We start from the raw sequence: 11,561 nt of genomic DNA, 5'->3' as shown, positions 1-11,561 counted from the left end.
CGCCCCGCCCGCGCCAGGACCGCGACACCCCGCGCCGCCCCGACCCGCGCCGCCCTGACACCCGGCGTCCCGATTCACGCGGCCCCGAGTCACGCCGTCCGGATGACCGAGCCCGGGAAGCCGAGCCGAACCGCCGCCGCGACGACCAGGACCAGTCCCGCCCGCGCCGCGAGACAGAGGGTACGAGGCCAACTACGCGCCGACGCACGACGTCCCCGGAGCGCCGCGCCTCCAACCGCGACCGCCAGACGGTGAAGTCGGCACTCAACCGCACCCGCCGCGCCAAGGACCGCCTCGGCCGCAGCGACCGCGACGACCGCCGCCGCCGCGACCTCGACAACAACGCCCGGCGCATGCGCGAGGCGTACGCCCGCCGCCGCGACCTGCTGAAGAAGCAGCAGCAGCGGCGCGCGGAGCAGAAGCGGCAAGAGAAGCAGCGGAAACGGGAGAATGCCCAGACGAAGGAGAACTCGCAGCAGTCGAAGAACGACAGGCTGGACAAAATTGTCGCCCGTATTCGTCCGCAGCTGATGAGGTTGCTACAGAAGGGAATTCCTGAGTCTGTATTCAAGGCCATGCTGGTGGCGCTTCGGGCCTGGCACAGGCTAAGTGAACTGGCGGCCTCGGGGTCTCCTTCCATCACTGTCGATGCAGTGCTGAACCCACGCAGGCGGGCGGCCAGGGCACGGGCGATAAGGGTGGCCGGAGGGCTGGCGAGAACTCCTGAGCAGATTCTCTCTGACTCGCCGGATGCGACACGTGAGGAAATACTTTCGGATTCGGAGGCGCAGCAGGAGGGAGACGAATGGGTCCTTTACTACGACCCCGACTATGCTGACTCGCTCAGGGTCGGGGTGCACCGGATTCTCGCGGTACATCGGCGGGAGAACGGAGAGCCTGGAGAACGGGGCACCCCAGGTGTCTACATCGACGCCCAGGACCGCACGCGAAATGCTGACAGGAACGACAGCAGAAGTGAGCATGACTCACGTCCCGACCGAACCGGAAGTACCTCTGGTAGGGGGCAACGAAGGCCTGGCAGCAGGCGGAGTATGTCGCAGCTTATCCGGGAGAACGACAATAACCGGGGGCAGGGTGGTGAGGCCTATGCGCACCAGGAATGGGGTAGTGGGCGTCGAGAAGTACCGGAGCGACTTACGGCGTCGAGGCAGGGCTACGCGGGACGCTATCGGGTACCGCGCGCCGGGGAACAGGATCGTCTTCGGCGACAAAGGAGAGGGGAAACCCTTCCGGAGGAGACACCGGAAGAGCGCCGTAGTCGCGAAGTGCCAGAACGACGGGTGGACATCAGGGACCAACGGGGAGACCGTCAACAGCTCATCGAGGTCAAAAATTACCTACGGTATAACAGCAACTACGTCGACGAAGATAATAGGACAGTTGAACTTTTTGTTCGGTTGGAAGGGGAGTCAAAGAAGTCTGGGGAGGGTGCGGGTGTCAGCTGGTCTCAGATAGGCAAGGACTGGCACCTGAAGCGTAATAAGCAGCGGGCTGGATATAGGGTTGACGTTATCTGGATTTTCACTGGCGCCAAGCCTTCGAATCTGCTCAGGTCTACTCTGACCGGGGCTGGGTTTACTGTCATCGTACTTTCGTGAGGGAGATGTTTAGATATGCATCCCAGTGACCGGGATGACCTCTATGCTGAGCGGTCCGAAAATTTGGAGCACTGGGTTCGCGACATGGAAAGTAAGGTTCTTTACCTTGCTGACCTTCTGGAAATCTATCCGGCGTCCGAACTCCTTGAGGATCCGCGCCTCGCCATCGCGTATATGGATGAGTTGTATGAATGCGAGCATATCGAAGAGCTGGACGATGCGAATTTCGCGAAGGTTTTCTCTGTTCTGCTCTCTTTTGTTGGGTATTATCTGATCCGCAAATTTGACGGCCATTGGGAGGTTGATGCGGACCGGGAATCCCCGAGCTATGCGCGGTACCTGGTTTGCCTGCCAGATCCACACAGTGATTCCGAGGTGTGTATCGATATTGGAGAAAGGGTTAATGAATTTCTGCACGAGCCGGTTGGTCGCAGCTTCTTGCGATTTCTGATCAGGCTGGAAGGGCTGGTCGCCCCCTAGCTGGAATTGCGAGGTTCAGTGGATTTCAGGTGCACTTCCGTTGTCGGCCATGGAGGCGGCAAGGGAAATTGGTGAGAGTTTCACGACGTTTTTCGTGGCCCCGGAGAGTGGGTGGCATGCTACCGACAGGGCTGGGTCAGGAGGTATGAGTTGTTGCCGCGTGACCGGTGCAGTATTTCGAGCACTCTATGCAGAACTGAGGGATGGAAATAATGACACGCTACGCCGACATACCCAAGCCCATCCGCTCCGGCGTAGTCATCGTCGACCCGGAACGGGGAACGCCGCAGCGCATCATCGTGCTGCAGTTCAACCCCGACACCCTCGAACGCAGCCTCAGCCCTCAATCCGCCGGAGGATCGGGTGACGCGGGCGGCGGAGGAAGCGGAGAGGGGGACAGAAACGAAGCCCTCCGTCTCAAGGGCCCCGCCCAAGAGACCTGGAAGTTCACCGCCGAGATCGACGCGACCGACCAACTGGAGATCGCCGCGCCCGACGGCATCCACCCCCAGCTGGCCACCCTCGAAATGCTCGTGCAGCCGACCACCGCCAAGCTGCGCGAGGCGATGCGGCTGTCCCAGAAGGGCTCCATCGAGATCAGCCCGATCGAGATGCCGCTCACCCTCTTCACCTGGGGGAGCAAGCGCGTCATGCCCGTGCGGCTCACCGAACTCTCCATCAATGAGTCCGCCTTCGACGTCAACCTCAACCCGATCCGCGCCTCCCTCAGTATCGGGATGAAGATCCTCACCGTCAGCGACCTGCCCGCCGGGCACCGCGGTGCCGACCTGTACATGGCGCACCTCGCGCAGAAGGAGCGGCTGGCCGCAGCCGCACGCGGCGGCAGCCTCGGTTCCCTCGGGCTCAGCGGCATCGGCGCCGGAGCAGCCGGCATACCGAGCGGAAGGGGCTGAGCACACCACCATGGCCGACATCGAGCCCTACGAGAGCGCGCTGGATGCGATACCGGGCGCCCACCCTTACCCCCGCACCAGCCGGTACCACGACGCCGAGATCGGCGTCCACCGTCAGCCCGACGGGACCGAAGTGCGGTACACCAAGCGCCGGTTGCTGCCTCCGCTCGATCAGCAGGAGGACGAGGTCCAGCCCCACACCGTCGCCGCCGGCGACCGCCCCGATCTCCTCGCCCAGCGCTACTTCGGCGACCCGTCCCAGTGGTGGCAGATCGCCGACGCCAACCCCGTGCTCGGCCCGAATGAGCTGACCGACGAAGCCGGGCGCGTCATCGACATCCCGCTCGCCGGCGGCGTCCCCGGCGGCTACCAGCAGGGCGGTCGGCGTGTTTGATCTGCCCGTGGGCCAAGGCCCCGTTCACATCACGCTCCTCATGGGGCCGCAGCTCGCCCGACCCGTCCCCGCCGAGGTCACCGAGGCGCTGCTGTCCGCCCAGATCACCGCCACCGCCGGTGAACGCAGCGGCTTCCAGCTTGCCTTCGACCTCACCAAGAACGGGATCATCAGTCGCAGGCTCCTCCCTGAAGGGTTCTTCGACCCCAAGACCCGCCTCATCGTCACCGTCAACGTCAAAGGCACCCCCGACGTGCTCTTCGACGGGCTGATCGTCCGTCACGAGGTCGGCGCCAGCAACCAGCCCGGCCACTCCACCCTCACCGTCACCGGCGAGGACCTCACCCTCCTCCTCGACCTGGAGGAGCGCACCGCCTCGTACCCCAACCTGCCGCCCTCCGAGCGCGTGCTCGCGATCCTCCGTCGCTACTCCGACTACGGCATACGGCCCGACGTCTACCAGGAGAAGGTCGCCCAGCCGCCCCACCAGAACCTGCGCGTGCACTACCAGACCGGCACCGACCTGCAGTACGTCACCGAGCTCGCCCGCACGAACGGATACACCTTCTATCTGGAGCCCGGGCCCACCGCCGGTCAGTCGTCCGCCCGTTGGGGACCGGAGGTCCGCCTCGGCATCCGCCAGCACGCCCTCAACGTCAACATGGACGCCAACTCCACCGTGGACCAACTGACGTTCGCGTACGACGGCACCGCCCGCGAGGAACCTCAAGCCCGCTGGCAGAACCCCGAGACCCGGCAGGCCACCCTCCTCCCGCAACCGCCCATCAGCCCCTTGCGCCCGCCCCTCGGCAGACGCCCCACGCCCGCTCTCAAGCGCAAGACCCTCTCCGGCACCGCCAAGCAGCAGCGCCAGGAGGCCGAGGCCGAACTCCTCGCTCGCGCCGCCGTTTCCGCCGACGTCGTCTCCGGGTCGGGGTCCCTGGACGTCAACCGGCACGGGTACATCCTCCAGCCCCGCCAACTCGTCGGCGTACGCGGCTCCGGACGCGCGTACGACGGCGACTACTACGTCAAGTCCGTCACGCACAACCTGCGCCCGGGCTCGTACCAGCAGAACTTCACCCTCTCCCGAGAGGGCCTTGAAGCCCGCAGCGACTACGTCCGGCCGTAACTGCAACACTTTCGCCATTTTTGACGCATCTACCAGGAGCACCCCACCATGGCGGCACCCAGCAATCGCTATCTCGGCAAGTTCCGTGGCCGGGTCGTCGACAACAACGACCCCTTGCGCATCGGCCGCGTCACTGTCGAGGTCCCGGACGTCCTCGGCAACGAGCCGTCGACGTGGGCGCTGCCCTGTCTGCCGTTCACCGGGCCGCAGTCCGGGCAGTTCGTCGTGCCGCCGCCCGGAGCAGGTGTGTGGGTGGAGTTCGAGCAGGGAGATCCCAGCTTCCCGGTGTGGACCGGGTGTTGGTACGGAGCGGCTGAGGAACTGCCGCCGGACGCACGGAACGCATTGCCGGCCAACTCTCCGAACAAGCCCGTCGTCGTGCAGACACCGGGCGCGCACAAGATCGTGATGAACGACGCGGCCGGGACCGACGAGGGAATCCTGCTGCAGGCCAAGAACGGGGCGTACATCCGGATCACCGAAGCGGCGATCGTCATCGCCTCCGGCAGGGCCCGGATCACACTCCAGAACGACCAGGTCATCGTCAACGAGGGCCAGTTGACCGTGGAACCGAAGCGTTAGGAACGGGGGATCGACGAACGTGTCCAGGACATCCAGGGCGGCCGGGAATCTGCTGGCCGCCGACACCGTGATCAGCTGCCCGCACGGTGGCCGCGCCACACCGGCACACACACCGTCCCCGTCGGTGCTGATCGGCGGCCGGGCGGCAGCCACCGCCGCTCACACCTACACCGTCGTCGGCTGCGCCCACACCGTGGACGGTGTGCCGCAGCCGTGCGTGTCCGTACGGTTCACGGCCTCCGCGAGCGGCGTGACCGTCGCGGGCGCCCCCGTGCTGCTCGACACCTCCGCGGCCCAGTGCTTCAGCGCGGCCCTGGTCGCACAGGGACCACCCGTCGTCAACGCCGCGCAGCAGGAGGTGTCCATCCGATGACGAAGCCGGTCACCCGCACCGACATCGCCTTCCCCTTCCGCGCCGACCGCCGGGGACGCACCGCGCACGCCGACCACGGCGAGCACGTGCACGACCTGGTCGAGCAGCTGCTGTTCACCAGCCCGGGGGAGCGCGTGATGCGCCCCGACTTCGGTTGCGGGCTCCTCGATCTCGTCTTCGCCCCGAACAGCCCCGAGCTGATCAGCACCCTCGAACTGTCCGTGCAGGCCTCCCTCCAGCGCTGGCTGGGCGACCTCATCGACGTGGAGGCCCTTGACGTGGTCAGCGAGGACCACGTCGTCCGCGTGTACCTCTCGTACGTCGTACGTGCCACAGGCGCCCGGCGTGAGGACGTCTTCGAAGGGAGGGGCGCCGCATGACCACCGGCACCACCACCGGCATCACTGGGCACACGCGCACCCCGACCGACATCGAAGCAAAGCTGCTCCAGGCACAGCAGGAGCTCCTCGACTGCCCTGTGCTTGCAGTCGACCGCTCCGTCACCGGCGATCTCAGCGAGATCTTCGAGGAGACCCCGGTGATCTTCTCCTATCTGCCCGAATGGGAGGGCGTGACATTCAGCCGTGACCTGTGCGTACGGAGTCCTCGCATCACGGAGATCGCTAACTGCTGGCACAGTGAGCCGACTGCGGGGATCCCTGAAATCCGTGGCGAGTTCCGTGTGACAGACCTGTTCACCGCAATCCGAAAGCGTCCGCCGAACCTGGCCTGGAGCGGCTCCTCCGACGAGAAGCGGGAGTTCTTCACCGAATTGCGGGTCATCGACGACACGCCACTCGCCGCGACCGGGCAGCTTGCGGCGGTTCGTGTTCAGAAGCAGGCTAATCCTTGGGAACTCTGGTACTACGACATGGAGTTGACCGGCGTCGAGGGATGGACCCGGCAATACGTCAAGCTCGACCTCACCTATCCGGAATACGTGGAGCAACTCGCCGTCACCAAGGGAACGTTGGGCTGGCAGTACCTCTTCACGGATGAGGTGCCCCTGGGGCACCCGGACTTCGAGGACGTCAGGAATCAGCTGACGGCGATGCTGGACCTCTTTCCCCGGCTCTTCCCTGCCTGGAGTTACGCGGAGCTCGCGAGCCGCCTGGAGGCCCGCCTGTGACCCGCAAGCAGAGTATGGAAAGGTCCCGATCGGTGCGCTCACTCAACCAACTGGAGGAGCGTCATATGGCCTCACTCGCCGCCCTGCGCGGCGCCGAGTCCATCACGCTGCTCGACGTACGGCACGGTGACACCGGTCCGGCATTCGCCGATATCGAACCGCTCGAAATGTTTGATCCGGAGTGGAAGGAACTCCGTCTCGACGCCGGCATGCTCGGCGATTCACTCAGGCTCGAGGTGGCCGCTCACTGGGAGTCCGGTCCCTCACTTCCTCCCTTTTCCGGGGAGTACAGAGTTCCCTCTCCGATGGAGATACTGACTCAAGGACGGATGCCGTCGCTGGAATTGCTCGAAACTGACTTTCAGAAGGCGTTCGTCTCCACCCTGCGCTACTTCGACAATGCCTATGAGTCGAGCAGGGGCTTCATGACATTCCTGCGGACGGATCCCGGTTCGTCGCCGTTGGAGGTCTGGTTCTCGGATCTCGCGGGGACGGGAACCGCCCCCCACCCTCCGGGCTACGTCAAGCTCGATCTGACCTTCACCGAGTACGTGGAGACGCTGCTGCTGACGAAAGGTCTGCACGGCTGGCAGTACCTCTTCGCGGACGTCTCCTTCACCGATCCTGCCCTGGAGCACCTCGTGGAAGGGCTGCGCAACGGACTGGACACGTTTGCGAGCGTCTTCCCCGGCCAGGACTACGCGCCTCTGACGAGCCGCCTGGAGGACCGACTGTGACCCCCTACGCCGACATCAACGACCCGGTGGGCGGCGAACACGCCGTACGTGTCCAACTGCCGTACGTCCTGCGGGCCACCGGGACCCGGACCGGCGACGTCTTCGAAGGGAGGGCCGCCGCATGACAGGCACGACCGGCACCGCCGGTACCACCGCATCCCGCCGCGCCAAGGTCAGAGCCGCCCAGCTCAACGGCATCGACGCCGTGGAAGTCAGCGACGACGGCCTGCTGCTCACCGTCACGTTCCTCGGCAAGGCTCCGCACGGTCTGTGCCCCGAGAACGTCCGCGTCGACGGAGGCCGCCGCGTCACCGGCATCACCGCCCTCGACGTCAGCGTGGAGCGTGAGGAGGACCCCGAGCTCGACGACCGGCTGTACGTCACCCTCGACAAGGCCGGCGACACCTCCCGCTACCGGCTCTCCCTGGTGGAGGCCGACCCGTATGGACGGCCGGGCACCGAACCCTTCCGCGGCTTCGACCAGCGCTACCACAGCGCGCCGTTCCGCTTCCGCCCCGACTGCCCGACGCCCTTCGACTGCAAGGACGAGCACTCCGAGGGAACAGCCTTCCCCGACGCACCCGTCATCGACTACACGGCCCGCGACTACGAAACCATCCGCAAGCTGCTCCTCGACCGGCTCGCGCTCACCACGCCCGACTGGGTGGAGCGCAACCCCGCCGACCTCGGGATGACGCTGGTCGAACTGCTCGCCTACACCGGCGACCAGATCAGCTACCAGCAGGATGCCGTGGCCACCGAGGCCTACCTCGACACCGCCCGGCGACGGGTCTCCGTACGGCGTCACGTCCGGCTCATCGACTACGCGATGCACGACGGGTGCACGGCGCGCGCGTACGTCACCGTCGAGACGGCCGGCGACCAGACTCTCGCTCCGGGCACGTTCCGCTTCGCCTCCGTCGACGTCCGCACCCTCGACCCGCACGACCGGCCAGAGCCCGGCACCGTCATCGGTGACCACGACCTCGCCGACCTCGACGAACGTGGCTCCGTGGAGGTCTTCGAACCGGTCACCCTCAGCGACCCGCTTCACCTGCGCACCGCACACAACGCGATCCGCCTGTGGACCTGGGGCGGCGAGGTCTGCACCCTCCCGAAGGGCGCCACCTCCGCCACACTGCGCGACGCATGGGCCGACCCGGAGACCTGCCGCGACCGCCAACTCGCCCTCCGCCCCGGCGACCTGCTCGTCCTGGAGGAGATCAAGGGCCCGCGCACCGGCACCCCGGGCGACGCCGACCCCGCCCACCGTCAGGCCGTACGCCTCACCTCCGTCACCCCGGGCATCGACCGCATCGAGGACCAGCCGGTACTGGAGGTGACGTGGGCCGCCGAGGACGCGCTCCGCTTCCCCTTCTGCCTCACCACCCGCGGCGGACGCGACTGCCTGCCGATCGAGGACGTGAGCCTCGCCCGCGGCAATGTCGTCCTCGTCGACCACGGCCGCACCCTCCAGTGGTCCGGCGAGCTCCCCGAGATCGTCACCGTGCCGCCCGTACCCGCCGTCGTCGCCCCCTGCGACCCTCCCCCAGCCTCCGGCCGGGGGTACCCCCATCTCGCTTCGCTCGCCTTCGGCTGTTATGACCGTGACGAGGGCAACGCCCCGGCACGGCTCATCAACTCCCTCACGGACCGTGCGGAATCCGGCGAGGCACTCACCCCCGACGACGTCCGCGAACTCTTCGCCGTCGTCGGCCTGTCCGAGACCACCCGCGCAGGAATCGGCCTGGAGCGGGCCGGGCAGCGGCACGAGCGCGTCGTCCCCGGCACCGCGTACGCCCAGGCCTCCGCCCTGCGCACGCTGCTCGCGCAGTCCGTGTACCCCGGCATCCAGCCCCGCTTCCGGCCCGTTCTCGGCCGGGTGCCGATCGCCCAGGCCGTGCCGTTCCCCGACCCGCGGACCGTCTCCGCCGGGCAGGCCGAGCGGATCGCGGCCATCCCGGGGCGGGTACGGCAGCGGCTCGTCGACCTGTGGCGCAGCGCCCGCGACCGCGACGGGCTCGGCAACGACGAGATCGCCGAACTCGGCATCATCTACGGCCTGAGGATCCTCGAACGCCTCGAACTGCGCCGCCACCCTGTCCGCGCCCTTCGCGAACTCCTTCACCGCACCGACGAGTTGCTCGACGCCAAGCTGCGCCGCGTCGAGATCCTCACGGCACGGGCCCGTGCGGGCACGGTCCTCGACGGGCACATCGCCTGGGAGATCGCGCACAGCTGGGGTCCGGCGTACGCGGCCGGGCTGCACCCCGACGAGCCCGTGCTCCGCGGCTCCGCGAGCTCCGCGCTCACCCAGGACCCGCGGCGGGCCCTGCCAGCCGTACGACTGCACACAGAAGACGAGACTTGGGCGCCGCGCCGTGACCTGCTCGACAGCGGCTCCCGCGACCGGCACTTCGTCGGCGAGCTGGAGGACGACGGCCGCCTCGCCCTGCGCTTCGGCGACGGCCGGCACGGTGCGAAGCCGACCCCGGGCGCCCGGCTGGCCCTGCACTACCGGCTCGGCGGCGGCAGCGCGGGCAACGTCGGCGCCGAGGCCATCAATCACCTGGTGGTGCAGGCCGCGGACGACTGCGAGGCAGAGGCATCCGTCGCCGTCGTCCGCAACCCGCTGCCCGCCACCGGCGGCACGGAACCCGAACCCGTCGAGCAGGTACGCCAGCTGGCGCCGCTCGACCTGCGCCGCACCCGTCTGCGCGCCGTCACCGCCGACGACTACGCCGCCCTCGCTTCCGCCCTGCCCGGAGTGCAGCGCGCCGCCGCCGAGATCCGCTGGACCGGCAGCGTCCAGGAGGCGCACATCGCGATCGACGCCCATGGCACCGGCAGCCCGCCGAACGAGTTGCTCGCCGCCGTCGAACAGGCCCTGGAGGCGTACCGGCGCATCGGCCACGACCTCGTCGTCGGCCCGGCCCGTCTCGTACCGCTCGACATCGCGCTCACTGTGTGCGCCAAGCCGGGCCATCAGCACGGGCAGATCCTCGCCGAGCTGTACCGCGTACTCGGAAGCCGCCACCTGCCGGACGGCCGGCTCGGCTTTTTCCACCCGGACGCGCTGACCTTCGGCGAACCCGTCCGGCTCAGTCGTCTGGTCGCGGTCGCCGCGGCCGTTCCGGGTGTCGAGAGCGTGCACGTGACCCGGCTGCGGCGGCTGTTCGAGCAGGACCGCGGAGAGAGGGAGGACGGCGTGCTGCGGCTCGGCCCGCTGGAGATCGCCACCTGCGACAACGACCCGGACCGGCCGGAGAACGGCCGGCTGGCGATATCCCTGGGAGGTGCCCGATGACGGACACGCACCCGATCACCGTTACCAGCGCCCCGCCCGACGACTGCGGTTGCGGCTGCGGCGGCGCCTGCCGCGACGGCCACGACGAGCGCCTCGCGCCCGCCCCGGTCCACAACCCGCCCGGCCGCACCGCCCTCGACTACCGCGTCGGCGAGTACGGCTCCTTCCTGGCCGCCCTCCTCGACCGGCTCGCCTCACCCGCGTACCCGGCGTTGAACGGGCTCACGGTCCGCACGCCCGACGACCCGGCGATCGGCCTCCTCGACGCCACGGCCGTCCTGGGCGACCTGCTGACCTTCCACTCCGAGCGGATCGCCGACGAGGCCTACATCCGCACCGCCAACGAGCACCGCTCGCTGGTGCTGCTCGGGCGGCTCGTCGGCCACCGGCCGCGCCCCGGCGTGGCCGCCGCCACCCACCTCGCGTACACCCTCGAACGTGACCCGCGCGCCGAGACCCTGCCCGTGGTCATCCCGCGGGGGGCACGCAGCCACAGCGTGCCCGCCTCCGCCGACGAGGAGTCCCAGACCTTCGAGACGGGCCGTGACCTGACGGCCCGCTGGGACTGGAACGAGCTGAAGGTCCGCCGCCGGCGCCCCTCCCTCGTCACCCCGGAGGACCTGGAGAAACGGTCGGAACTCTTCGTCGAGGGCACCAACAACTCCCTCCAGACCGGTGACCAGCTCCTCTTCGTCTTCGGTGAACGCGCGGGCGGCGAGCGGAAGCTGCTGCCCGTGGCGGAGGCGCGGGTCGACCGGGAGGACGAGATCACCGCGATCTCCCTGCCGGAGTCGGCCCCGGCGACCCTGAAGGAGCTCGTCGACGAGGTGCGCCGCTGGACCGCCGAGCCCACCGCCCCGGGCGAGCCCGGCGATGAGCCGCCCACCCCGGAGG

At 68.0% G+C, this 11,561-nt stretch carries 12 protein-coding genes and 1 pseudogene; all 13 read left to right on the top strand.

From position 1 onward, the window contains the following. Positions 1-251: 251 nt before the first annotated feature. Positions 252-1,619, top strand: a complete 1,368-nt coding sequence (locus FPZ41_RS40330) for a hypothetical protein (protein WP_152869044.1) — start codon at positions 252-254, stop codon at positions 1,617-1,619. A 15-nt stretch (positions 1,620-1,634) separates the two neighbouring features. Continuing rightward, on the top strand, positions 1,635-2,099 hold the full coding sequence (locus tag FPZ41_RS40325) for a hypothetical protein (protein WP_152869042.1): 465 nt from the start codon (positions 1,635-1,637) through the stop codon (positions 2,097-2,099). 212 nt (positions 2,100-2,311) lie between these two features. After that, the gene (locus tag FPZ41_RS40320) at positions 2,312-3,013 is read left to right on the top strand and encodes a hypothetical protein (RefSeq protein ID WP_152869040.1); all 702 of its coding nucleotides are present in this window, start codon (positions 2,312-2,314) and stop codon (positions 3,011-3,013) included. Positions 3,014-3,023: 10 nt separating this feature from the next. Further along, positions 3,024-3,407 (top strand): LysM peptidoglycan-binding domain-containing protein, encoded by a 384-nt coding sequence (locus FPZ41_RS40315; protein ID WP_152869038.1) that lies wholly within the window; start codon positions 3,024-3,026, stop codon positions 3,405-3,407. Further along, positions 3,400-4,539, top strand: a complete 1,140-nt coding sequence (locus FPZ41_RS40310) for a hypothetical protein (RefSeq protein ID WP_322621342.1) — start codon at positions 3,400-3,402, stop codon at positions 4,537-4,539. The genes FPZ41_RS40315 and FPZ41_RS40310 overlap by 8 nt, the downstream gene beginning before the upstream one ends. Positions 4,540-4,587: 48 nt before the next feature. Then, positions 4,588-5,121 carry a phage baseplate assembly protein V gene (locus tag FPZ41_RS40305; RefSeq protein ID WP_152869034.1) on the top strand — a complete coding sequence of 178 codons (534 nt, stop codon included), beginning with the start codon at positions 4,588-4,590 and terminating at the stop codon, positions 5,119-5,121. Between the two features lie 19 nt (positions 5,122-5,140). Further along, positions 5,141-5,494 (top strand): hypothetical protein, encoded by a 354-nt coding sequence (locus FPZ41_RS40300; RefSeq protein WP_131566803.1) that lies wholly within the window; start codon positions 5,141-5,143, stop codon positions 5,492-5,494. Next, complete coding sequence (locus FPZ41_RS40295) at positions 5,491-5,874, top strand: GPW/gp25 family protein (protein WP_152869032.1); 384 nt, start codon at positions 5,491-5,493, stop codon at positions 5,872-5,874. The genes FPZ41_RS40300 and FPZ41_RS40295 overlap by 4 nt, the downstream gene beginning before the upstream one ends. Then, positions 5,871-6,623 (top strand): hypothetical protein, encoded by a 753-nt coding sequence (locus FPZ41_RS40290; protein WP_152869030.1) that lies wholly within the window; start codon positions 5,871-5,873, stop codon positions 6,621-6,623. The genes FPZ41_RS40295 and FPZ41_RS40290 overlap by 4 nt, the downstream gene beginning before the upstream one ends. Positions 6,624-6,688: 65 nt before the next feature. Next, on the top strand, positions 6,689-7,360 hold the full coding sequence (locus tag FPZ41_RS40285; RefSeq protein ID WP_152869029.1) for a hypothetical protein: 672 nt from the start codon (positions 6,689-6,691) through the stop codon (positions 7,358-7,360). Continuing rightward, a complete protein-coding gene (locus FPZ41_RS49700) occupies positions 7,357-7,485 on the top strand; it encodes a hypothetical protein (protein ID WP_265584285.1) in 129 nt (42 codons plus the stop codon). The genes FPZ41_RS40285 and FPZ41_RS49700 overlap by 4 nt, the downstream gene beginning before the upstream one ends. Continuing rightward, positions 7,482-10,667 (top strand): putative baseplate assembly protein, encoded by a 3,186-nt coding sequence (locus FPZ41_RS40280; protein ID WP_152869027.1) that lies wholly within the window; start codon positions 7,482-7,484, stop codon positions 10,665-10,667. Before FPZ41_RS49700 ends, FPZ41_RS40280 begins: the two co-directional genes overlap by 4 nt. Continuing rightward, positions 10,664-11,561 (top strand): annotated as a pseudogene (locus FPZ41_RS40275) (putative baseplate assembly protein); the annotation flags it as partial. The gene FPZ41_RS40280 and the pseudogene FPZ41_RS40275, both read left to right, overlap by 4 nt.

Source organism: Streptomyces acidicola (assembly GCF_009377235.1).
GTDB classification, from domain to species: domain Bacteria; phylum Actinomycetota; class Actinomycetes; order Streptomycetales; family Streptomycetaceae; genus Streptomyces; species Streptomyces acidicola.
Note: the sequence above shows the minus strand (reverse complement) of the source record. Positions and strands in the feature narration are given on the sequence as shown.

What these genes read in the sequence shown, in the direction of transcription:
- FPZ41_RS40325 (WP_152869042.1), top strand. Translation starts at nt 1,635, where the DNA reads ATGCATCCCAGTGACCGGGATGACCTCTATGCTGAGCGGTCCGAAAAT.
- FPZ41_RS40305 (WP_152869034.1), top strand. Translation starts at nt 4,588, where the DNA reads ATGGCGGCACCCAGCAATCGCTATCTCGGCAAGTTCCGTGGCCGGGTC.
- FPZ41_RS40290 (WP_152869030.1), top strand. Translation starts at nt 5,871, where the DNA reads ATGACCACCGGCACCACCACCGGCATCACTGGGCACACGCGCACCCCG.
- FPZ41_RS40285 (WP_152869029.1), top strand. Translation starts at nt 6,689, where the DNA reads ATGGCCTCACTCGCCGCCCTGCGCGGCGCCGAGTCCATCACGCTGCTC.
- FPZ41_RS40320 (WP_152869040.1), top strand. Translation starts at nt 2,312, where the DNA reads ATGACACGCTACGCCGACATACCCAAGCCCATCCGCTCCGGCGTAGTC.
- FPZ41_RS40315 (WP_152869038.1), top strand. Translation starts at nt 3,024, where the DNA reads ATGGCCGACATCGAGCCCTACGAGAGCGCGCTGGATGCGATACCGGGC.
- FPZ41_RS40295 (WP_152869032.1), top strand. Translation starts at nt 5,491, where the DNA reads ATGACGAAGCCGGTCACCCGCACCGACATCGCCTTCCCCTTCCGCGCC.
- FPZ41_RS40280 (WP_152869027.1), top strand. Translation starts at nt 7,482, where the DNA reads ATGACAGGCACGACCGGCACCGCCGGTACCACCGCATCCCGCCGCGCC.